Source organism: Streptomyces sp. NPDC006207 (assembly GCF_040613835.1).
Classification (GTDB): domain Bacteria; phylum Actinomycetota; class Actinomycetes; order Streptomycetales; family Streptomycetaceae; genus Actinacidiphila.
In genome coordinates this window covers 1-20,987 of sequence record NZ_JBEXSX010000065.1, presented here as the reverse complement: position 1 = coordinate 20,987, position 20,987 = coordinate 1, and the positions used below count along the sequence as shown (strand labels likewise).

Sequence of the window (20,987 nt, the reverse complement as noted above, 5' to 3'; positions counted from 1 at the left end):
ACTTTAAACCGAGAGGTCGGGCGGAGCAAACACCGCATCGGGGGCGGGGGCTACTCGGGCCGTGCCGGGACGTAGAAGCCGGTCGTGGCGGTGACCGCGGCGGCCACGGTGTCCTCGGGGGCCCCCGAGGCGGCGTACGCCGTGCCCCAGGCCCGGCTGCTGCGGGTCATGAAGTCCCGGGCCTCGTCGGAGAACTGCCATTCCTCCGCCTTCTCCGGCCCGATGCCGCCGCCGGCCAGGTACAGCCCGAGCCCCAGCAGCCCCAGGTCCCAGCCGACGCCGACCGCACCGGGCCCGAACCGGTCCCACATGCCGGGCGGCACCACGGCCGTGTGCTCCAGTTCCAGGACCGTACGCTCCGCGTCCTCCGCGGTCAGCCGCACCTCCACCTCGCTGAACCCGGGCGCCCCGCCCATGACCCAGCTGACCCGGAGCAGTTCCGGCGGCTCGCACCGCAGGATCTCCCCGCCGGCGTTGCCCTGCAGCTGGTACCGGCCGCCGAGCCGCAGATCGCCGGTGACCGGCAGGAACCAGCGCCCGATGCGCTCCGCGGTGGTGCAGGCGTCCCACACGTCCTCGACCGGGGCGTCGTACGTACGGCGCAGCAGCACCGTGCGCGCCTCCTCGCCGGAGACCTCCCGGCTGCCGGTCGCGCGGTGGATGGCGTTGATCTCGTCGACGATGTTCATGCGGTGTCTTCCCGTTCCTTCCCGGGGTCTCGGGCCTGTCCCGTTCCCGGTCGCTGCTGTTCCTGTGCCGGGCGGCGCTCCCGGCGCCCCCGGGCGAGCTCGGTGCCGAGCGCGTCCAGCCGCTGCTCCCAGAAACCGCGGAAGCGTTCCAGCCACGCGTCGACCTCGCGCAGCGGCGCGGCCTGGACGGCGTAGAGCCTCCGGGTCCCCTCCGCGCGCACGGCGGCGAAGCCGTTCTCCCGCAGGACCCTCAGGTGCTGGGACACGGCGGGCTGTGAGATGCCGAACTCCCCGCTGATGACCTCGGTGATCGCACCGGACGGCTGTTCCCCGGAGGCGAGGAGCTCCAGGATGCGGCGCCGCACCGGATCCCCGAGTACGTCGAATGCATGCACGTCCGTCACTATGGCAGCAGCTGCTTATATAAGCAAGAACTTAGATTGGCCACCGGTATCGACGCTTGTGAGGGAAATCTCCGTTTCCTCCCCCGGGTCCCTGAGCAGCCACGACGCACCCTGCGCGGGACTCACCCCATGAGAGGAGGGACATGCCGGGCATAGGGGTGGCTTCAGGGACGTTCCCTGACGCGGGCAACAGTGCCCACGACGTAGGACTGGAAGGGTCCGCCCACCACGGGCCGCGTTTCCGAAGGAGTGATGACCATGCGCCGCATCCGCGTCCAGCGACCGAAGAAGCCGGCGCCGTCGCGCCCTCCGATCGACCTGCGGACACCGTCCGGGAAGCCCCTCCCGTACTGACACCCACCCCCGACGCACACCGTGCACGTCCAGAAGGGTCGCCCGAGATGAGCGACACGTCCTACCGGCCGGGGAGCACCGTCCCGGCCTTCCGCCCGGTCTTCGCCTACGTGGTGAGGCGGCTGCGCTACCTCGCCGAGGGCTTCCGCCGCGTGGCCCTGGCGGGGTGACGGGGCCGGCGGACAGCGCCGCGCCCCGGGTGCCCGGGGGCGCGGCGGGCCGCTGCGGGGTCCCCCGGACGGCCCACGCGGAGCGCTGTTGCGCGTCGGCGCCGACCGGGTGACCCTTGACGTGATTCGGGTGCACCGGGACGCGAGGTGGCCATGGTCGAGCCAGCGGTGACGATCCGGCAGGACGGCGACGGTTACGTGGTCACCTGTCCGGGAACCGACGCGGTCGGGCGCGGGCCGACGGAGACCCAGGCGTGGACCGACTTCTGGGCCGCCCTGCACGCCGACTGGAAACCCCCGGAGGAACTCAGGGCGGGTCCCGGCGAGGACCACGTCCGAGGCCTGCGGGTCCTGCGGCTCTTCCGCTGACGCCGGTCAGCGCGCCCGGCCGGACCACACCGGCTCGACGCGCGCCCACTCCCGCTCCCACGTCCTCAGCCGCCCGCGCAGCACGAGGGCGCCCACGGCGTGGTGCACGCCCCAGGCCACGGCCGACCACAGCAGGAAGCACATGAGGCCCAGCACCAGGCCCGCGCCCCGCGCTCCGGCCGTACTGCGGGGTTCCGGCGCCGGCGAGCCCCGGTCGTCCACCCAGATCCGTACCGGCTCGCCCGCCTCGACGGGCCGCCCCACCGGGACCCGTCCGGTGTGCGAACGGCCGTGCGGGTACTCCCAGCCGGCGCTCACCGGCGGTAACGACCGCATGCCGTGCTCATGGAAGACCGGCCCCGTCGAGGACAGCGCGGTGCCCTCCACGAGGTGCCGGTGGCCCCGTTCGGCCAGGGCCTGCGCGCGCTCCGCCCGGTGCACGGCGAACCCCGCGCACGCCGAGACGAGTACGGCGAGCACCATCAGCGCGGAGGCGGCCAGCCGCGGAAGGGTGTGCGCGCACGGGCGGCACCGGGACGGCAGCACGGCAGGACAGGCGCAGAGCAACATGGGACCCCCCTCGGACGAGGCGCGCGGCCCGGTCTCGACCGGACTGCCGACATGCTGCACCCGCGGGGCCGCCGCCCGCCGGGAATTCGCCCCCCTGGCTGCCGACTAGTCGGCGACCGCAGGCGACGCAGCCCGCGGACCGGGGACCCGGTGCGCACGGCCCGCCGCGGGTGCCGGCCGGGACAGGACCACCACGCCCCGCCCCGCCGCCACCGCCCCCGCCAGGGCCACCGCCAGGCCCACCGAGCCGCCCCGGAAACACTCACCGAGCAGCAGGACGCCGACGCACCCCGCGACCAGGGGGTTCGCCAGCGTGACCGCAGCCAGCGCGACGCCCAGCCCACCCCGGTACGCCTCCTGCGACCACAGCATCCCCGCGATCGCCAGGACACCGGTGCAGCCGGCCGCCACCAGGAGCATCGGGTCGGCGAAGGCAGCTCCGAGCCCGCTCGCGGCCAGGTGCACCGCCAAACCCTGGGTCAGGCACGAGGCGATTCCGAACGCCGCGCCCGCCGCCGTCGCGAAGCGCAGCGCGCGCACCACGGAACGGTCGGCCCCCCACGGCACCCGGGTCAGGGCCAGAGACGCCGCCGCCGTGATCGCGGCCAGCAGGACCAACTCGGCACCACCCAGTACCCGTTCCGTACCGGGCGGCGCCGTGGACAGCACAAGGGCCACCAGCCCCAGGACGGTCAGCCCGGCCCCGCCCCACTCGCGGGGCCGCACGCGGCGCCGGCCGAGGGCCGCGTGCAGCGGCAGCGCCAGTACGAGGGTCAGCGCGCCCAGTGCCTGGACCACGGTCAGCGACCCGTACCGCAGGGCGACCGCGTGCAGCCCCGCCCCGGCGGCCTGGAGCACCAGCGCCAGCGTCCACAGGCCGCCCGTCGGCTTCCGCCCGGCGGCGGCCGTACGTTCCTGGGCGACCGCCGCCGTCGCGTAGCAGACCGCCGACAGCAGGGCCGCCGCCAGGGACAGCACGCCGGGGTTCATGCGAGCACCCTCCGAACGGGCATGGGGCTCCTCCTGGTGTGCGGGGGTGGTGGCGCGGGCCCCCAGCACATCGTGTGCGCCGCCGCCGGGGCATCAGGGTCCACCCCGAGCCGCCCCCGAACCCTTGTCGGGGGCGTCAGGCGCAGACCGTGCCCGCGGGCGGCAACTGGCCCCGCGTCAGGTAGCCGTCGACGGCGTCGTCGACGCAGCCGACCGACCTGAGGTAGGCGGTGTGGCCGTCGCCGTCGTAGGTGAGGAGCCGGCCCGAGGAGAGCAGGCGGGCCAGGGTCCGTGCTTCGGGGTAGGGGGTCGCCGGGTCGCGGGTGGTGCCGACGACCAGGATCGGTGCGGCGCCGGATGCGGTGAGGGCACCGGCCGGCTGGTCCGCGGGGACCGGCCAGTGGGCGCAGGTCGACAACTGGTCCGCGAAGTACGCGCCGAAGCGGGGCGAGGCGCGGACGAACGCGGGGAACGCCGCGCGTGCTTGCGCGGGCGTGGCCCGTGGTCCCAGGGTGCCGCTGAGGCAGCTGATCGCGACGTACGCGTCACCGCTGAAACCGGAGTCGCCGAAGGCCCCGCCGAGTTCCTGCACGGTGGTGGTGCCCCCGGAGCGCACCTCGCCGAGCGCGACGCGCAGCTTCTCCCACGCGGGCGCCATGAGCGCCGTGGTGACCGCGCTGATGAGGGCGTCGCCGTCGACCACGACGTCCTTGCCCTGCCGCAACGGGCTCCGGTCGAGGGTCTCGACCAGGGCGTCCAGGGTGCGGCCCGCCCCGTCGGCGGAGTGACCCACGGGGCAGGCCGGGCGGGCGGCGCAGTCGGCGGCGAAGGAGTCCCAGGCGATCTGGTAGCCCCGGGCCTGGCCCAGGAGGCTGTGGACGCCGTCGAGCGTGGGGTCGACGGCGCCGTCCAGCACCATGCGGCCCACGTGGGACGGGAAGAGGCCGGCGTAGCTCGCACCGAGGTAGGAGCCGTAGGAGAAGCCGAGGTAGTGCAGCCGCTCGTCGTCGAGCAGGGCGCGCACGAGTTCCATGTCCCGGGCCGAGTCGAGCGTGCCGACGTGCGGCAGCAGACGCCCCGCGCCGCGCTCGCACGCGGCGGCGGTGTCGCGTGCCGCCTCGTCGGCCGCGGCGAAGTCCGGCGCGTCGGCGCCGGGCAGGCCCCACACCCCCAGGCGGGTGCCGGCCGTGCCGGTACCGCAGTGCACCGGGGTGCTGTCGCCGACCCCGCGCGGGTCGACCGCGACCAGGTCGTAGGCGGCCCGTACGGCCGGTGAGAAGGTTCCGGCGTAGGACCAGAGCGAGGTGATCGCGGGTTCGCCGGGGCCGCCGGGGTTGAACAGCAGCGACCCGATGCGCTGGGCGGCGGTCCCGGTGGACCGCTTGCGGGTGGCGGACAGACGGATGTCGCCCGCCGACGGACGCGTGTAGTCCAGCGGGGCCCGCAAGGTGGCGCACTCGAACGACGGCTCGTCCGCGCAGGGTTTCCAGTCGAGCTTCTGCCGGTAGTAGCCGGCCAGTGCGGGAGGAACGGTCGCCGCGGCGGCGCCCGGCGGCCCCGCGGGGCCTTGCCCCGCGCTCCGCCCCGGCGGACCGGCCGTGCAGGCGGTCACCAGGAGTGCGCAGGCCCAGAGCGCGACGAGCGCCGCGTGGTGGAGCCCGCGCCGGGGTCCGGGGGATATGGGGCCGGTCGTCCGGGCTGCCTTCATCGCCACGTCTCTCCTTCACCTTCCGGTGCGTGATCAGTGCACCACGCAGCGTGTCCGGGGGAGCGTTCGCGTACGCCGGTGGAGTGAACCGCGGCGGGCGGGCCCGGGCCGTGACGGGGGCGGGAACGTACGGCCGGCCGGCGGCGGACAGCAGCCCGCCCCGGGCCCGTGTGCGGGGCCCGGGGCGGAGTGCCGTGCTGTCGTGCGCGGGGGTTGCGGGGCGGTCAGGCCTCGCCGCCCTGCGTGCGACGCCGGCGCAGGAGGAACACGCCGCCCGCCGCCGCGGCGGCGAGGAGGGAGGCGCCGGTGAGGCTCTCGGCGGTGTTCATGCCGGTCGAACCGCCGAAGCCGGTGTCGGGCGCGCCGCCGTTGTTGTCGTTGTCGTTGTCATTGCCGTAGTCGTTGTCGTTGTCACGGTCGTTGTCACGGTCGTGGCCGTGGTGACGCTTCTTGTAGCACTTGCGGTCGTGGTCGCGGCCCCGGTCGCCGTAGCCGCCGCGGTCACCGTAGCCACCCCGGTCGCCGTAACCGCCGCGGCCGTTGTCGTCGCCGCCGCGGTCGTCACCCCGGCCGCCCCGGCCGTGCCCACCCCACGAGCACTTGTCGCGGTCGTGGCCGCGGCCGTAGTTGCCGTAGTCGTCCTCGTAGTCGTCCCCGTACTCGTCGTCGTTGCCGTTGCCGTTGCCGTTGCCGTTGTCGTAGTCGTTGTTGTTGTTATTGGTGTTGTTGTTCGTGTTCGTGTTGGTGCCGTTGTTGTCCGTGGTGGTTCCGCCGTCGCGGTCACCCTCCGTGCTGGTCGTAGCCGGAACGGTGAGGGTGCCGACGCTGCCCTGGTCGGACTTCGGGCCGATCATGCAGCTGACGGTGATGGTGTACGTGTTGGCCGGCGCGTCCTCGGGGATCGTGAACGTGCCGGTCAGGGGGCCGCCCGGGGTCGCCGCGCTGAGGGACAGGGCGTTGCGCAGCAGGCCGGACGGGAAGGCGTTGGCGTTCACCATCGCGCCGGGCGCCTGGCAAACCTCCGAACTGGCGGTGACGGTGACGGAGCGTCCGTTCTGGGCGACGTTGACGTCGACCACGGCGAAGGCCTGCGAGTTCGGAAGGATGACGGCCGCAGCGGTCATCGTCGCCATGGCCAGGATGCGAGCACCACGCATGGAGCTGAACCTCCTTGTGGACGGGGCAGGCGGGATGTGGCCCCCGGCACGACTGCCAGCGCGTCCTCGAGACCTATATGGCGATCATCCGCAGCCGCTCCGCACCCTGAGACCGGCGGAGGGGTAGGGCCGAATGGGGTGGGGCCGCGCCGCCGCCCGGGAAGTTTCTGCAGGTCAGGGGTGGTGTGGTGGCCCGAATAAGAAAAATGTGAAGAGATGTCCAACTGGGTGACGGAGTATCAGCTAATCTTGCGTCAGCAGGGCAGCGAAGCTTCGGGACATCCGAGGCTGCTCAAGCTGATGGTCCGTCAGCGTTCTTTGTCGTGCCCTGACATGGCTGTGGGGCGAGGCCCGATCGAGTTCGGACGGTGCGTCAGACCCCGTGTGCGGGCGTGGGATTGGGCCGCCCGTGATCAGAACCGGATGCGGGCCGCGACAGGCAGGTGGTCACTCCCGGTCGCGGGCAGGGTCCGTACGTCCGAGACCGTCGCGGACCGCGCCAGGACCTGGTCGATCCTGGCCAGCGGGAACCGCCTCGGCCAGCTGAACGCCAGCCCCGACTCCGGAGCGTCCAGCTGCGAGGTGAGCGGGGCGAGCCCGCGGTCCTCGACGGTGCCGTTGAGGTCGCCGAGCAGGACCACCCGGTCCAGCCGCTCGGCCGTGATCTCGGCGCCGAGGAGGGCCGCGCTCTCGTCCCGCCTGCCGGAGCCGAACCCGGACGGGCCGAGGCGGAGCGAGGGCAGGTGGGCCACGTACACGGCGACGTCCCCCCGCGGCATCCGGGCGGTCGCCCGCAGGCCCCGGTCCCAGTCCTCGCCGAGGTCCGCGGGCCGGATGTCGATCCTGCGCCCGTCCACCAGGGGGTACCGCGACCACAGCCCGACCGTGCCGAAGCGCACGTGATGGGGGTACGCCGCGTCCAGGACGGCGCCGAAGTCCGGCAGCAGGGACGGCGTCAGCTCCTGGAGGGCGATCAAGTCCGGTTCTGCCGAGATCAGTTGCTCGGCGGTACCCGCCGGATCCGCGTTCTCGTCACTGACGTTGTGCTGCACCGCGACGAGGTCGTACCCGGCCCCGCCGCGCGGGCCCAGTGGATCACCGAAGACCGCGAGCCAGGCCGCCAGCGGTACCAGGAGCGTGCACAGGGCGACTCCCGAGCGCCGCAACAGGGCCGCGCACAGCAGCAACGGGACGCCCAGCCCCAGCCACGGCAGGAACGTCTCCAGCAGGCTCCCCCACCGGCCGGGGCCGTTCGGCACCGAGGCGTGGCACACGAGCAGCAGCGCCAGCAGGAGGGGAAGCGCCACCAGGAGCCCGTCCCACCGCCGCGGGCCGCGCCATCCGCGGGCGTCCCCTGCCGCGTCCATCCGCCCGTGATCGGCCCGCCCGTGAACCGTCCGCCTCAGTGATCGCACGCAGCAACCACGCCGGGCCGCGTGATCCGGTTCCCGTGGTACCCCGTGACGGGCCGGCACGCCCCCGCTACGCCGTCTCCCTCTCGTCCTCCACGACCCGGAACTCCGCCGGCCCCAGCGTGAGCACGCCGTCGCTCAGCGGCGTGCACCGCACCCCGCCCTTGCCGCGCAGCGCGCGCTGGGCCCCCGGACCGATGACGGCGTCCATCCAGGCGCAGGGCCGGGCGGGGCGCCGCACCGCGAACAGGACGGGCCCCGCGCCGGTGTCCAGGGACACGGTCGTGCCCACGTACGCGTCGATGTCGACGCCTCGGAGCAGCACGTTGCGGCGGGTGTGCCGCAGGTCGGTCTCCGGAGCGATGTCCAGCGGCAGGCTCTCCGCCGCCATGAGCGTGACGGCGGCGTTCCGATGGGCCGGCCGCGCGTAGTAGCGGTCGCCCACGAGCCCGAGCCCGCTCCGCACCTCGGCGCTCCGCACGAGCTCGCCGTCCGGCGCCGCCGACGGCCCCTCCGACGGCCGCCCCGTGTACCGGTGCGCGGGCGACACCAGCAATTGCACGACTTCGACCTGCTGAGACATGCGGCCAGCCTAATTCGCCGCCCGCCGTGCCCGGTGCGGGCGTCTCAGGGCTTTCCGAGGCGACGCCGGTCCCACTCCGTCCGGGACATCGCGATGGGGCGGGGGAGCGGCGCGCCGTCGACGTACAGGTCCACGTGCTCGTTGTAGAACGCGACCATCCCCGCGACGGGGGCGCACGCCGCCGTGGGGAAGTCGTACGCCCAGGCGATGTCCTTGTGGGTGGCGACGTCCCCGTCGAACGACCAGTAGCCGCTCGTCGTGCCCTTGTACGGGCAGTGCGTGACCGTGTCGGAGGGACGCAGCCGGGTCCAGTCGACGTGCACGCGCTCGACGTAGTAGCGGGTCGGCAGGCCGGTCTCGAACAGGGTCACCGCATGCGGCGCGTCGGCGAGGACGGTGCCGTCGACCTCCACACGCACGCTGCTGGAGGAGCGCAGGGCGTCCACGCGGGTGTAGGGGCTGCGCGGGTGGACGAAGACCTGCTCGTCCTCCTCGTACCAGGCGTCGAGTGCCTCCCAGCGGAAGCGCGCGGTCCCCAGCAGCCGGTCCGGTGAGCCCTCGTCCCAGACCCAGGCCGCGCCCTCGCGGACCTCGGAGCCGACGCGCAGCGAGTGGCGGCGTGCCGGGCCGGGGCCCAGCCGGCCGGCCCGGCCGTCGTCGGTGAGCACCCCCTCGGTCAGGTCCTCGACCGGGATGCTGTACTGCGGATAGCCGGGCCACTCCCACACGTACACGGCACGCCGGGTGTCGAGGACGGTACGGCCCCCGACCAGTGCCCGGATGCGACGTGGGACGGGTTCGACGTGGCCGACCGGGACGATCAGACCCGGATGGTTCACGTTCTCGTCCGCCATCGGTGATCACCTCGGTCCGTTCACGGATTCCGTACGCCCAGCTTCTCCGGCGGCCGCGTGATCGGCCACCCCGGCGGTGCCCGGGGCACGCCGCCGTCTCAGCCGAACACCACCGACCACGGCCGCGGCGGCCCGTCCGGCGCCGCAGCCGGGCCTGCGCTGCGCTCCTCGGCCACCGCACCGTGCCGCGCCAGCACGCGCGCGGCGAGCGCCGCGAAGCGCGGGGCCGCGGGGTGCGCGGAGGGGCCCGCGGGCCAGGCGCCGCCGATCCGGCGGGCGAGGGGGCGTCCGGACAGCGGCCGCCAGGCCACGCGTGGCTCCCTGCGGGCGGCGGCGCCCTGGTCGAAGGCGATGCCGCCACCCGCCGCGACGAGGGCGAGCAGGAACTCCGGGCTCGAGGCGTGCCGGACGCCACCGGGGACGAAGCCCGCCGCGCGGCAGCCCTCCAGCAGCCGGTCGTACCAGCCGGGAGCCTCCCCGCGCGGGAACACCACGAGGTCCTGGCCGGACAGATCGGCGAGGGACACCTGCGGACCGCGGGCCACCGGCGAGGCACGGGGTAGGACGACTCCCAGGTCGAAGGCGACCTCCGGGCCGAGCCGCAGTCCGGCCGCCTCCACCGGGCGGTGGACGAGGCCGACGTCGAGGCCGCCCGCACCGAGGAGCCGCAGCTGCTCCGCGGTGGTCGCCTCCCGCAGATCGACCGCCAGACCCGGGGCGTGTTCCGTGCACGCGGCGAGCAGCGCGGAGGCCACCGCCGCCGTGGTGCCGGTGGGCACGGCCGCCCGCAGGGTGCCCAGGCCCCCGTCGGCGGCACGCCGCGCCAGGGCCCGCAGGCGGTCCTCACGGGCCAGGAGTTCCCTCGCCTCCTCCAGCAGCAGCGTCCCCGCCGAGGTCAGCGCGGTACGGCGTCGCGACCGGTCGAACAGCTCCGCGCCGAGTTCCCGCTCCAGCGCGCGCACCGCCTGGCTGACCGGCGGCTGTGCCGTGCCCAGCCGGTCGGCGGCGCGGCCGAAGTGCAGTTCCTCCGCGACGGCGACGAAGATACGCAGGTGGCGCAAGAGATCCACGATCAAGGACCCTACGCGAGGAGGCTGTTGATGGTCGAGGAGGACATCCGGGAGGTGTTCGCGGCGGCGGGCGCCGAAGGGGTGCTGCACGCCGTACCGGTCGGTGCGGGGGCCGGCGACACGGCCGAGGTCGCCGTCGGCGCGGACGAGCCCGTCGTCCTCGCGTCGGTCGTGAAGATCCTCGTGGTGCTGGAGTTCGCCCGCCAGGTGGCCGCCGGCCAGCTCGACCCCCGTGAGCGCGTAAGGGTCACCGCGGCCGACCGGCTCGGCGGCTGGGGCACGGCGGGATGCGCCGACGACGTCGAGCTCTCGCTCCGCGATCTCGCCCACTTCGCGATGTCGGTCAGCGACAACACCGCGGCGGACCTGCTGCTGGCCCGGATCGGACTGGACACCGTACGGCTCCTCACCGAGGAGCTCGGACTCACCGGCATCCGGCTCGTGGGCGGTCCCCGGGACGTGCTGGAGTCGATGCTCGCCGACGTCGGGGCAGGCACCGAGGCGGAGTTCGCGGCCCGTTGGCCCGCCCTGCCGGAGGACCGGAAGCGACGGCTGGCGGTCCTGGACCCCACGCGGACCAACGCCGGCACGCCCCGGGAGATCACCCGGCTGCTCGGGCTCGTCTGGCGGGACGAGGCCGGCCCGCCGCAGGCCTGCGCCTGGGTCCGGGAGCTGATGGGCCGGCAGGTCTTCCGGCACCGGATGGTCTCCGGCTTCCCCGGCGAGGTGACGGTGGCCGCCAAGACCGGCACGCTGCCCGGTCTGCACCTGGAGGCGGGGGTCGTCGGCCACCCGGACGGCGGGCGCTACGCGGTCGCCGTCTTCGCCCGCACCCGCGAACTGACCGCGGTGCGCCCCGCGGTGGACTCCGCGATCGGCGCCGCCGCCCGGATCGCGGTGGACTTCCTGCGGGCCGAACGCCGTTGACCTGCGCTCATAGCGGATCGCGTATCAGGCGTGCGGAATTCCGGTCTTGGACGCGGGCGACTCGGCCTTGATCTCCTGAGGCCATGAGCGACGACAGGGACGTACGAGACGTGAAGAGGTTCGGACGGCGCACGATGCTGCGGGGCGCCGCACTGTCCGCGGCCACCCCGCTGCTGCCGGGCACGGTGCCCACGGCGGCAGCGGCGGCACCCGCGGCCCGGCGCGGGGCCCCGGACGCCGGTGCGGCGACCTTCCGCTGGCTGGGCACCGCGGGCTGGCGCATCGACGTCTCCGGCCGGACCGTGCTCTTCGACCCTTACGTCACCCGGTTCCCCACGGGACTCTTCACCGGCGCCTTCGACCCCGCCACCCGGCTGCGGACCGACGAGACCGCGGTCCGGAAGCGCGTCGGCCACCCCGAACTCGTCCTCGTCAGCCACTCGCACTGGGACCACATCGCCGACGTGCCGTACATCGCCGCCTCCACCGGCGCCCGGGTCGTCGGCACGGAGACCACGTACCACCTGCTGGTCGCGCTCGGCGTCGACCCGGCGCGGATCTCGGTGGTGAAGGGCGGGGAAGTGCTGGACTTCGACGGCATCGTGGTGGAGGTCGTCGCGAGCCTGCACAGCCGCAACAAGGGGTACTCCTACTTCGCCCCCGGCAGGCACGCCGCACCGCCCCAGGCCCGTCCGGATACCATCGCCGACCTCCCCGAGGGCGACACCCTCGCCTTCCAGGTCACGGCAGGTGCCGAGGGGCCCTCGGCGTTCCTGATGGGCGCCAGTGACTTCAGCGAGCGCGCGGCCCGGGGACTGCGCCCGGACCTGGCCATGGTCGCCGTACCGACCAGTGCCTCGACGCACCGGTACGTCCCCCGGTTGCTGCGGGCGCTCGGCGACCCCGGTGTCGTCGTGCCCGTGCACTGGGACGACTTCGAGCGGCCGCTGGACCTGGAGCCGAGGCGCGACCCGTCGGCGGACGTCGAGGCCTTCACCGCGCAGGTCCGCCGCGAGTCGCCCGCGTCGCGCGTCGTCGTCCCCGACTACCGCACCCTCTACGGCGCGGACATGCGGCCGGTCCCCTGACGGCCGGTTCCCGGACCGCGCGGGGCCGGTCAGGCCCCCACGGTGCCGTCGACACCCTCGCGGAGGAAGTCCGCGTGCCCGTTGTGACGGCCGTACTCCAGGAGCACGTGCACCATGACCATCCGCAGGGAGACGTCCTCGCCCCAGCGCGGCTGGTGCCCGGTCAGGTCCAGTGACCCGGCCGCCTCCTCGATCCGCCGGGAGTTCTCCACCTCGGCCTCCCAGGCCGTGAAGGCCTCGGCGCGGGTGGACGCGCCCGCGTCGTAGGCCGCCTGGAAGTCGATCCTGTCGGACCAGACCATGGGCGTGTCGTTGTCCTCGAACACCCGGCGGAACCAGGCGCGTTCCACCTCCGCCATGTGCCGGACGAGCCCGAGCAGCGAGAGCGTGGACGGAGGCATCGACTGCTGCCGCAGCTCCTCGTCCGTCAGCCCCCGGCACTTCATGGCCAGCGTGGCCCGGTGGTAGTCGAGGAACGCCCGGAGCGTCTCGCGCTCCCCGCCGAGCAGCGGCGGGCCCACGCGGTCGTCGTCGGTCACTGGATGCTCACTTCCTGCGGAGCGGTACGATTGAAGAGTTCTTCAATTCGCGAATCCTTACAGAAGGTACGGGTGGTCCGGGTGCAGGTTCCGCTCTACCAGGCCAAGGCGGAGTTCTTCCGCATGCTCGGGCACCCCGTGCGCATCCGTGTCCTGGAACTCCTGCAGGACGGGCCCAAGCCGGTGCGGGACCTCCTCAACGCCATGGAGATCGAGCCCTCCAGCCTCTCCCAGCAGCTTGCCGTACTGCGCCGCTCCGGCATCGTGACCGCCACGCGCACCGGCTCCACCGTGGTGTACGAGCTGGCGGGCGGCGACGTGGCGGAACTGCTCCGGGCGGCCCGCAGGATCCTCACGGAGCTGCTGACCGGGCAGCAGGACCTGCTGGCCGAGCTGAAGCAGACCGAGGAAGGCTCCGCCGTCCGTACCCCCGGCCCGCCCGGGACGACCGGTGACGCCGCGTGAGCGCCGGGACCGGCTCCGGTAGGGACACGGGCGGCGAGAAGTACAAGCAGCGGGCGGTACTGCTGCGCGTCCTCGTCTACGTCTTCGTCACCCACTTCATCGCCGGCTTCATCACCCTGCTGTTCTACCTGGGGAAGCACGCTCCCAAGTGAGGGGCCCACGGGTTCACGCCGTGCGCAGCGGCAGGGTGACCCATATGCCCTTGCCACCGGTGCCGGGGTCGGGGAGCACCGTGGCCGTGCCCCCGCATTCGGCGGTGACCTCGGTGACCATGGCCAGTCCGCCGCCGGTCGCGGCGGCCCGGAGCAGGTCCGGCCGGTGGGGATGCAGGTCGTACACGGCGAGGGCGAGCACCCCGCCGCCCGTCGCGTAGACGACGTCCAGGCTGGGGGAGACCCCGGCGGCGTGCCGGACGCTGTTCGCGACCAGCTCGCCGAGGATCAGCAGGGCCCGGCCCAGCACGGTGTCGCCCGGGCCGACGCCCCAGGAGGTGTAGACGTACTCGCCCGTCCTGCGGGCCACGGTGACGGACAGGGGCGCCGTCGGGAGGGTCAGCACGTGGCGGCGCTGCAGCATGGCGCGAGCGGTCACCGGGTGCCGGGCCGGCCGTCGTCACCGGTACGGGCACCCGCGCCCCCGGGGCCGCCGAGCCGGTGCCCCTGGAGCGTGAGGGGGTGGATCCGCAGCAGCGTGTCGTGCGGACCGTGGACCCAGTCGGTGAGCGCGCGCCGGTGGTGGGCGGCCTCGTGGGCGTCGGCGAGGTCCTGGGCGGGTCCGGTGGCCGTGACCGACCAGCCGGTGCCCGAGGTCCGGTGGAACCGGTCGCAGTGGTAGGTCACGTCGCCGCCCCGCGTGACCGTGGTGAGCGGGACGGGTGCGCGGACGACGAGCGCGCCGTACTCCAGGACGTGGACGGCGGGGCGGACGACCACCGTGCCGCGCAGCGGGTACACCAGGCGGCCGTTGCCGGCGCCTTCCAGCAGCCACAGCGCCTCCGCCCCGGTCAGGTCGGTCATGCGGTACGCGGGGCTCATCCGGCGGCCTCCCCCCGCAGCACACCGGCCCGGTGCAACCGGGCGCGCGCCGCGCGGACGGCCTCCGGGGCCGTGGCGTGCACCAGGTCCGCGTCCCGCAGCGCGTCCAGCACGCCCAGCGCGTCCAGCGCGTGCCGCTGCCCGGGCCGGAGACCGGACGCCAGCACCGTGATGCCGCGGCGGTTCAGCCGGTCGATGGCGTCCTTGAGGACCAGGGCGCCGGTGGCGTCGATGTGGGTGACGCGGGAGAGCCGCAGGATGACCACCGACACGTCGGCGACCTCGGTGAGTTCGAGCAGGGAACGGTGGGCTGCGGCGAAGAACAGGGGCCCGTCGATGCGGAAGGCCACGATGTGCTCGGCGAGCAGGGCGTGTTCCCCGGCGCCGTGCCCCTCCGGCGGACCCTCGTGCAGCGGCACCCGATCCAGCCGGACCTGCCGCGCCACGGCGCGCAGCGCCAGGGCCCCGGCCACCACCAGCCCGATGACGACCGCGTACGTCAGGTCCAGGGCCAGCGTCGCGGCCGCGGTCAGCAGCAGGACCGCGCCGTCGGCGCGGGTCGCCCGGGCCGTCGCCCGCAGCGATCCGACCTCGACCATCCGGATCGCGGTGGCGAGCAGCACCCCTGCGAGCGCCGCGAGCGGGATGCTCCCCACCAGCGGAGCGGCGACGAAGACGATCACCGCCAGGACGGCGGCGTGGGTGAGCGCGGCCAACCGCGAGCCCGCTCCGGTACGGACGTTGACGGCGGTGCGGGCGATCGCCGCCGTGGCCGGCACCCCGCCGAACAGCGGGACGACCAGGTTCGCCAGGCCCTGGCCGAACAATTCCCGGTCCGGGTCGTGGCGCTGTCCGCGCGTCATGCCGTCCGCGACGGTCGCCGACAGCAGCGACTCCAGGGCGGCCAGGGCCGCGACCGCCAGGGCGGGCGCCAGCAGCGAGGGGAGCGCGGCCGGGTCGAGGAACCCCAGGGAAGGCGCGGGCAGTCCGGACGGCAGGTGCCCGATGCGCGCCACGGGAAGGTCCGTGGCCTCGGCGGCGATCGTGACCACGACGACGGCCGGCAACGAGAACGGCACGCGCGGGCGCCACCGGGCACCCGCCAAGATGGCGCCGGCCACCGCCGCCGAGAGTGCGAGGGGCGCCCAGTGGGGGTGGGCCAGGAACGCGCGTACGGCCCGCAGGGCCACGGCCGCGGCCTTCTCGCCGTCCGGCGTGGGCACCCCGAGGGCCGCGGGCACCTGCTGCAGCCCGATCACACATGCGATCCCGAGGGTGAAGCCCTCCACCACGGGCGCCGGTACGTAGCGCATGTACCGGCCGGCGCGCAGCAGGGCCAGCCCGATGAGCAGCGCACCGGCCATCAGACCCACGGTCAGGACTCCGCCGGGCCCGTACCGGGCGACGATGGGGACCAGCACCACGGTCATCGCCCCGGTCGGCCCGGAGACCTGCACGTCCGATCCACCGAACAGGGCCGCCACCGCCCCCGCCACCACGGCCGTGGCCAGTCCGGCCTCCGCCCCGAGCCCTGAGGAGACTCCGAACGCCAGCGCGAGCGGCAGGGCCACCACCGCCACGGTCAATCCGGCGAGCAGGTCGCGACGGGGCTGCCGCCGCATCGCCGTCAGATCGCCCCGCGCGGGCAGCAACGCGCGTACGGGGCCCCACATCCGCCCTGCCAGCCAAGTCACCGTGCGAAGACACCGGCCCCGTCGTCCCTCGCCCCGGCCGGTTGCCGGGGACGGCCCCGCTGCCGTGCCCCGCGCTTCCCTTGACGGCACAGCGGGATCATCATGTAGTGAATTGAAGATTTTTGCAATTTGTGGATCCGATGGATTGGGTCCTCCGGCGGCGGACGGGCGGCGGCGTAAAGGGACCGTTAGGTCAAGAATCCGTGTCATCGACGCCATGGCGCGTCCCAGGAGCTTCGACGAGCGGCAGGTGCTGCGGACTGCCCGAGAGGTGTTCTGGGCCCGTGGCTACGCCGCGACGTCCCTGGAGGACCTGACGGGCGCCACGGGGCTGGGCAAGGGCAGTCTGTACGGGGCGTTCCGCGACAAGCGGCAGCTCTTCCTGCGGGTCCTGGACGACCACCGCGCCGAGCAGCTCGACGGGGTCCGGGAAGCGCTGGGCGGCCCCGGCGGGGCGGTCGCGCGGCTGACCCGTCTGCTCGAAGTGCGGCGGCGGGCTACGGGGCCGACCCGCACCGGCGCGGATGCTTCCTGGTCAACAGCACCTTCGAACTGCACGGCCAGGATCCGGACGTGGTCGAACGTTCCCGGACGACCTACCGGGAGGTCGAGGACCTCCTCGCCGCGTGCGTGAAGGAGGCGCAGCGCGAGGGAGACCTGGATCCGGGGGCCGACCCGCAGGAGCGCGGCCGGCTGCTGCCGGCCGGGCTGCAGGGGATGGAGTTCCTCGCCAAGACCCGCATGGACGCTTCGGGGCTGCTGCAGAGCGGCCGGGCGGCGCTGGCCCGCCTCCCGCGCCCCTGACCGGCGCGGTATCATAACGGTCGTTACAGATCGCCGGGCAGGAGGCCACCATGGCGGGAGGACGACCGAGGGCCTTCGACGTCGACGAGGTGCTGGACCGGGCGCTCGAGGTGTTCTGGCGCCAGGGCTACGAGGGCACCGGGATCTCGGACCTGACCCGGGCCATGGGCATCAACCCGCCGAGCCTGTACGGCGCCTTCGGCAACAAGGAGGAGCTGTTCAAGCGGGTCCTCGACCACTACGCCGACGGCCCTGCCCGCTACATCCGCGAGGCGTTCGCCGAACCCGGAGCGCGCCGCGTCGTCGAGCGGCTGCTGCACGGCGCCGCGGACGCCACGACCCGGCCCGACTGCCCTCCTGGCTGCCTCACCGTGCAGGGAGGCCTCGCCGCGTCGCCCGGGTCGGAGAGCGTGCGCGCCGAGCTCACCGCGCGCCGGGCGTCCGGCGAGGCGGCGCTCCGGCTGCGCTTGGAGAAGGCGCGGGCGGACGGGGAACTGCCCGCCGACGCCGATCCGGCCGATCTCGCCCGCTACTTCATCGCGGTGTACCAGGGCGTCGCCGTGCAGGCCGCGGGCGGCGCGACCCGTGAGGAGCTGCACCGGGTCGTCGATCTCGCGTTGGGCGCCTGGCCCGCGGAGCCGGCGGCCGGCTGACCATCGCCGAAGGGCAGGTCCGCGGGCGTGACCGCCAACGGCGGGCTGACCAGGCCCGTGGTCATCGGCGCTGTCCGGGCGACCTGCGGGGGCCCGGACAGCGTCGAGTCCCGACGTGCGGTCGAGGACGGCAGGCTCCTCCGGCTGCACCCCTGCCCGCCGAACGCCGGCTGTCCCGTCGGCCACGGCATCGGTCCCGCCCTGCGGCCCGTGCACGGCGGACTCCACCAGGGCGTCGTGCACGAACCCGCGTCCACCACCATCGCCGACCTCCCGCCACACGCTCGCCCGGCGGCGCCGACCAGCCCCCTGGTTCAGCGGGCGAGGGCGGCGAGTTCCCGCCACTGCGCCAGCGGGAGTGCGGAGTCCGCGGTGATGACGTGGAGGCACACGTGATCGGCGCCGGCCTGGTGGTGGGCGCGGACGCGGGCGCCGATGGCCTCGGTGTCGCCCCAGGCCACGACGGCGTCGATGAGCCGGTCGCTGCCGCCTCCGGCCAGGTCGTCCTCGGTGAAGCCCTGGCGGAGCAGGCTGCGGGCGTAGTGGTCCATCGCGAGGAACGTCCCGAGGAAGTCCCGGGCGGCGGCACGGGCCCTGGCAGGGTCGCGCTCCGGCACGACCGCCTGATAGGGCGCCAGGAGGGGGCCGGGTCCGAGCAGTTCCCTGGCCGCCGCCGAGTGCTCGGGGGTGACCATGAACGGGTGCACACCCGCGGTGCGTCGTCCCGCGAGCCGGACCATCTTCGGGCCCAGAGCGGCCATGACGCGTTCCCCGGCCGGTACGGGGGCCGGGGCTCCGTCGAGCTCGTCCAGGTAGGCGTCCATGTCCGACAGGGGCCGGTAGGGGCGCCCCGCGCCGCGTGCGGCTGCCGCGTCGCTGACGCCGAGGCCGAGGAGGAGCCGGCGGTCGTACCGCTGCTGCAGCCGCGCGTGTCCTGCCGCCATCTCCGCCGCCCGGTGGCGCCAGATGCTGAGCACTCCGACCGCGACGCGCGCGGTGCGGGTCGCGCGGAGCAGCCGTTCGGAGTCGCCGAGGATGTCGCCGCCGCCGAGTCCGGGGATCCACAAGGCACCCCAGCCCATCGTGTCGAGTTCGGCTGCGGCGTCCTCGATCGCTCCCGGATCGGCCGTGCGCAGCTCGATGCTCCAGATCCCTGTTCGTCCCATGTCCATCGCGTGTGTCCCGTCCGTGCTGGTGGTTCCGGTGCGTACGGCTGTCACCGAGGCCTCCCCGCCGTGGACGGGGAGGCCTCGGCGGGGGTCAGACCTGGTTGGTGCCGCCGTCGACGAAGAGTTCGATGCCGGTGATGAAGGTGCTCTCGTCGGAGGCGAGGAAGACGGCCGCGGCGGCGACCTCCTCGGGCCGGCCCATCCGGCCGAGCGGGATCTGGCCTTCGAGGTAGCCCTTGAGCTGCGCCCTCTGCTCCGCGTCCGCGGCGAGGCCGTCGATGCCGGGTGTGTCGATCGTGCCGGGGCTGATGGAGTTGACCCGGATCGAGCGGCCCCTGAGCTCGTTGGCCCAGGTCCTGGCGAAGGAGCGCACCGCCGCCTTGGACGCCCCGTAGACGCCGAAGGCCTCGTTGCCGACCGAGCCCGCGGTGGAGCCGGTCAGGATGACCGAGGCGCCGTCGTTGAGCAGCGGCAACGCCTTCTGCACGGTGAAGAGCAGGCCCTTGACGTTGGTCGCGAAGATCTCGTCGAAGTGCTGCTCGGTGACCTGCTCCAGGGTGGAGAAGCTGCCGCCGCCCGCGTTGGCGAAGATCACGTCGATGCGCCGCCCCTGTTGGGCGACGGCGGCGTAGAGCCGGTCGAGACCGGCCAGGTCGGAGACGTCGCTGTGGACACCGGTGGCACGGGGGCCGATCTCCGCCACGGCGGCGTCGAGCGCGTCCTTGCGGCGGCCGGTGACGAACACGTGCGCGCCCTCGGCGGCGAACCGCCGCGCGGTGGCCAGGCCGATGCCGCTGGTGCCGCCCGTGACGATGGCGGTCCTGCCGTCAAGCTGTCCCATGGTGTTGCTCCGATCGCGATGAGTGATCGCCACAGCCTCCGGTGTAACAAGATCTGTTACGTACTGCCGCAGGGGATGCCCTCCCGGTATTAGCTGCGCCCGCGTTCGGGGTGCCGCGAGGAGGGGTGGCGGTTGGCGAGTTATGTAGTGGTCGATACGAAACTAGGTCGACCTGCGGGGAGTGTCAAGCGCCCCCTTCTGGCGATTTGGACCGCACAGCGGGGCAGAGGACGAGCGGGCTCACACCTGTTGCTGGCCGCCGTCGACGAAGAGCTCCACCCCGGTGACGAAGGTGCTCTCGTCGGAGGCCAGGAAGGCGACCACGTCGGCGACCTCCTCGGGCCGTCCCATGCGGCCGAGCGGCACCGTGCCGACCAGGGTGTCCAGCAGGCGGCGGTTCTGCTCGGGGTCGGGGGCCAGGCTGTTGACCCCCGGGGTCTCGACCGGTCCCGGGCTCAGGGTGTTCACCCGGATGGCGCGGCCCTTGAGCTCGTTGGCCCAGGTCCTGGCGAAGGAGCGCACGGCGGCCTTGGAGGCGCTGTAGACGGTGAACCCCTCCGCCCCACCGCTGCCCGCCGTCGAGCCGGTGAGGATGACCGAGGCGCCGTCGTTGAGGAGCGGCAGCGCCTTCTGGACGGTGAAGAGCACGCCCTTCACGTTCGCCCCGAAGGTGTCGTCGAAGTCCTGCTCCGTCACGTCCTCCAGGCGGGCCAGCCTGCCGCCGCCCGCGTTGGCGAAGAGGACGTCGATGCGCCGCCCCGCGGCCTCGACCTGGGCGAACAGCCGGTCCAGGTCGGCGGGGACGGCGACGTCACCGCGCACACCGGTGGCCCTTCCCGGGCCGATCGCGGCGACCGCGCCGCGCAGCTCCGGCTCCCGGCGGCCGGTGAGGAAGACGTGCGCGCCCTCCGCGGCAAGGCGCTCGGCTGCGGCCAGCCCGATGCCGCTGGTCCCACCGGTGACCACCGCGGTCTTCCCGTCGAAACGCCCCATCGCCGGCCTCCAGCGTCGCTCGTGAGCAGTATCCGGCGGCCCGGCCGCCGTCGCACGGCGGGTGCGGGCGCCCGGGTGCCGGCGCCCGGGGGAGTCCGCGGGGCGTACGCGACGAGCGTGTCAGGGCCGTACGAAGCGGCCGTTCCTCCGGAATCGGGACCACACCGGGCACTTCGGCGCCCTCTGCCCGCCCTCCCGCTTCGCATCTGTGCAACTGCGCGTACTCCCCCCGGTTTTCGTCTTGTCACCCGGGTGTGATCACCACGAGGGTGCAGGGCGAGCCGCGGGCGCGAAGGTGCGCCGTGCATCCGATGTCCCACTACCGAGCCCGGGTCACTCCGGGCTGCCGGAGGCTTTCGTCCATGTCAACACGCATACGGCCCAGACCGGTTCACCGATCCGGCCGCACCGGCCTGTCCGTCCTGCTCGCCGCCGCCGTCGCCCTGGGCG

The 20,987-nt window shown here is 74.0% G+C and carries 26 protein-coding genes; 9 read left to right on the top strand and 17 right to left on the bottom strand.

Annotation, left to right across the window (positions count from 1 at the left end):
- Positions 1-50: 50 nt before the first annotated feature.
- Positions 51-689, bottom strand: a complete 639-nt coding sequence (locus ABZ312_RS36205; RefSeq protein WP_500329565.1) for an SRPBCC family protein — start codon at positions 687-689, stop codon at positions 51-53.
- Complete coding sequence (locus ABZ312_RS36200) at positions 686-1,093, bottom strand: ArsR/SmtB family transcription factor (RefSeq protein WP_500329564.1); 408 nt, start codon at positions 1,091-1,093, stop codon at positions 686-688. The genes ABZ312_RS36205 and ABZ312_RS36200 overlap by 4 nt, the downstream gene beginning before the upstream one ends.
- A 401-nt stretch (positions 1,094-1,494) precedes the next feature.
- Between ABZ312_RS36200 and ABZ312_RS36195 the strand changes: the two genes are divergently transcribed.
- The gene (locus tag ABZ312_RS36195; protein WP_500329562.1) at positions 1,495-1,617 is read left to right on the top strand and encodes a hypothetical protein; all 123 of its coding nucleotides are present in this window, start codon (positions 1,495-1,497) and stop codon (positions 1,615-1,617) included.
- Positions 1,618-1,770: 153 nt separating this feature from the next.
- Positions 1,771-1,986: a hypothetical protein gene (locus ABZ312_RS36190; protein ID WP_499509473.1), complete on the top strand. Its 216-nt coding sequence runs from the start codon at positions 1,771-1,773 to the stop codon at positions 1,984-1,986.
- Between the two features lie 6 nt (positions 1,987-1,992).
- Here the strand turns inward: ABZ312_RS36190 and ABZ312_RS36185 are convergent, their stop codons facing one another.
- The 8 genes from ABZ312_RS36185 to ABZ312_RS36150 all read right to left on the bottom strand — a co-directional run bounded on the left by ABZ312_RS36185 (position 1,993) and on the right by ABZ312_RS36150 (position 10,330).
- A complete protein-coding gene (locus ABZ312_RS36185; RefSeq protein WP_500439551.1) occupies positions 1,993-2,556 on the bottom strand; it encodes an Rv1733c family protein in 564 nt (187 codons plus the stop codon).
- Positions 2,557-2,661: 105 nt separating this feature from the next.
- Positions 2,662-3,546 (bottom strand): DMT family transporter, encoded by an 885-nt coding sequence (locus ABZ312_RS36180; RefSeq protein ID WP_500439549.1) that lies wholly within the window; start codon positions 3,544-3,546, stop codon positions 2,662-2,664.
- Between the two features lie 136 nt (positions 3,547-3,682).
- A complete protein-coding gene (locus ABZ312_RS36175) occupies positions 3,683-5,254 on the bottom strand; it encodes an alpha/beta hydrolase (RefSeq protein ID WP_500329557.1) in 1,572 nt (523 codons plus the stop codon).
- A 224-nt stretch (positions 5,255-5,478) separates the two neighbouring features.
- A complete protein-coding gene (locus ABZ312_RS36170) occupies positions 5,479-6,411 on the bottom strand; it encodes a hypothetical protein (RefSeq protein WP_500439547.1) in 933 nt (310 codons plus the stop codon).
- 413 nt (positions 6,412-6,824) lie between these two features.
- Complete coding sequence (locus tag ABZ312_RS36165) at positions 6,825-7,778, bottom strand: endonuclease/exonuclease/phosphatase family protein (RefSeq protein WP_500439546.1); 954 nt, start codon at positions 7,776-7,778, stop codon at positions 6,825-6,827.
- Between the two features lie 115 nt (positions 7,779-7,893).
- Positions 7,894-8,406: a molybdenum cofactor biosysynthesis protein gene (locus tag ABZ312_RS36160; protein ID WP_500329551.1), complete on the bottom strand. Its 513-nt coding sequence runs from the start codon at positions 8,404-8,406 to the stop codon at positions 7,894-7,896.
- Between the two features lie 44 nt (positions 8,407-8,450).
- Positions 8,451-9,260, bottom strand: coding sequence for a DUF427 domain-containing protein (locus ABZ312_RS36155; protein ID WP_500329550.1), 810 nt, complete (start codon positions 9,258-9,260; stop codon positions 8,451-8,453).
- A 98-nt stretch (positions 9,261-9,358) separates the two neighbouring features.
- Positions 9,359-10,330, bottom strand: a complete 972-nt coding sequence (locus tag ABZ312_RS36150; protein WP_500359815.1) for a LysR family transcriptional regulator — start codon at positions 10,328-10,330, stop codon at positions 9,359-9,361.
- Positions 10,331-10,360: 30 nt separating this feature from the next.
- On the opposite strand from ABZ312_RS36150, the gene ABZ312_RS36145 reads away from it, so the two are divergent.
- Positions 10,361-11,257, top strand: coding sequence for a serine hydrolase (locus ABZ312_RS36145; RefSeq protein WP_500329319.1), 897 nt, complete (start codon positions 10,361-10,363; stop codon positions 11,255-11,257).
- An 83-nt stretch (positions 11,258-11,340) separates the two neighbouring features.
- Positions 11,341-12,345 carry an MBL fold metallo-hydrolase gene (locus ABZ312_RS36140; protein WP_500359813.1) on the top strand — a complete coding sequence of 335 codons (1,005 nt, stop codon included), beginning with the start codon at positions 11,341-11,343 and terminating at the stop codon, positions 12,343-12,345.
- 29 nt (positions 12,346-12,374) lie between these two features.
- Here the strand turns inward: ABZ312_RS36140 and ABZ312_RS36135 are convergent, their stop codons facing one another.
- The gene (locus tag ABZ312_RS36135) at positions 12,375-12,884 is read right to left on the bottom strand and encodes a DinB family protein (RefSeq protein WP_500359812.1); all 510 of its coding nucleotides are present in this window, start codon (positions 12,882-12,884) and stop codon (positions 12,375-12,377) included.
- An 81-nt stretch (positions 12,885-12,965) separates the two neighbouring features.
- Between ABZ312_RS36135 and ABZ312_RS36130 the strand changes: the two genes are divergently transcribed.
- Together ABZ312_RS36130 and ABZ312_RS36125 are read left to right on the top strand one after the other, a co-directional pair.
- Positions 12,966-13,349 carry an ArsR/SmtB family transcription factor gene (locus ABZ312_RS36130; protein WP_500329407.1) on the top strand — a complete coding sequence of 128 codons (384 nt, stop codon included), beginning with the start codon at positions 12,966-12,968 and terminating at the stop codon, positions 13,347-13,349.
- Positions 13,346-13,501 carry a DUF6126 family protein gene (locus ABZ312_RS36125; protein WP_499509460.1) on the top strand — a complete coding sequence of 52 codons (156 nt, stop codon included), beginning with the start codon at positions 13,346-13,348 and terminating at the stop codon, positions 13,499-13,501. The genes ABZ312_RS36130 and ABZ312_RS36125 overlap by 4 nt, the downstream gene beginning before the upstream one ends.
- 13 nt (positions 13,502-13,514) lie before the next feature.
- Here the strand turns inward: ABZ312_RS36125 and ABZ312_RS36120 are convergent, their stop codons facing one another.
- The 3 genes from ABZ312_RS36120 to ABZ312_RS36110 are packed head-to-tail and all read right to left on the bottom strand — an operon-like array spanning position 13,515 to position 16,056.
- Positions 13,515-13,925: an ATP-binding protein gene (locus tag ABZ312_RS36120; protein WP_500359811.1), complete on the bottom strand. Its 411-nt coding sequence runs from the start codon at positions 13,923-13,925 to the stop codon at positions 13,515-13,517.
- Positions 13,926-13,936: 11 nt separating this feature from the next.
- Positions 13,937-14,383, bottom strand: coding sequence for a pyridoxamine 5'-phosphate oxidase family protein (locus tag ABZ312_RS36115; protein WP_500329323.1), 447 nt, complete (start codon positions 14,381-14,383; stop codon positions 13,937-13,939).
- Positions 14,380-16,056 carry a SulP family inorganic anion transporter gene (locus tag ABZ312_RS36110; protein WP_500329408.1) on the bottom strand — a complete coding sequence of 559 codons (1,677 nt, stop codon included), beginning with the start codon at positions 16,054-16,056 and terminating at the stop codon, positions 14,380-14,382. Before ABZ312_RS36110 ends, ABZ312_RS36115 begins: the two co-directional genes overlap by 4 nt.
- Before the next feature lie 238 nt (positions 16,057-16,294).
- On the opposite strand from ABZ312_RS36110, the gene ABZ312_RS36105 reads away from it, so the two are divergent.
- From ABZ312_RS36105 to ABZ312_RS36095, 3 genes are read left to right on the top strand one after another with little or no spacing between them, the layout of a single operon-like run.
- A complete protein-coding gene (locus tag ABZ312_RS36105) occupies positions 16,295-16,711 on the top strand; it encodes a TetR/AcrR family transcriptional regulator (RefSeq protein ID WP_500359808.1) in 417 nt (138 codons plus the stop codon).
- Positions 16,609-16,881 (top strand): TetR family transcriptional regulator C-terminal domain-containing protein, encoded by a 273-nt coding sequence (locus ABZ312_RS36100; protein ID WP_500359819.1) that lies wholly within the window; start codon positions 16,609-16,611, stop codon positions 16,879-16,881. Before ABZ312_RS36105 ends, ABZ312_RS36100 begins: the two co-directional genes overlap by 103 nt.
- A 50-nt stretch (positions 16,882-16,931) precedes the next feature.
- Complete coding sequence (locus ABZ312_RS36095) at positions 16,932-17,534, top strand: TetR/AcrR family transcriptional regulator (protein ID WP_500329325.1); 603 nt, start codon at positions 16,932-16,934, stop codon at positions 17,532-17,534.
- Between the two features lie 314 nt (positions 17,535-17,848).
- Here the strand turns inward: ABZ312_RS36095 and ABZ312_RS36090 are convergent, their stop codons facing one another.
- The 3 genes from ABZ312_RS36090 to ABZ312_RS36080 all read right to left on the bottom strand — a co-directional run bounded on the left by ABZ312_RS36090 (position 17,849) and on the right by ABZ312_RS36080 (position 20,537).
- Entirely contained in the window at positions 17,849-18,706 is an 858-nt protein-coding gene (locus ABZ312_RS36090; protein WP_500329410.1) for a TIGR03620 family F420-dependent LLM class oxidoreductase, read from the bottom strand.
- A gap of 88 nt (positions 18,707-18,794) precedes the next feature.
- Positions 18,795-19,544: a glucose 1-dehydrogenase gene (locus ABZ312_RS36085; protein ID WP_500329326.1), complete on the bottom strand. Its 750-nt coding sequence runs from the start codon at positions 19,542-19,544 to the stop codon at positions 18,795-18,797.
- A gap of 240 nt (positions 19,545-19,784) precedes the next feature.
- Positions 19,785-20,537 carry an SDR family NAD(P)-dependent oxidoreductase gene (locus ABZ312_RS36080; protein WP_500439544.1) on the bottom strand — a complete coding sequence of 251 codons (753 nt, stop codon included), beginning with the start codon at positions 20,535-20,537 and terminating at the stop codon, positions 19,785-19,787.
- Positions 20,538-20,987 lie beyond the last annotated feature (450 nt).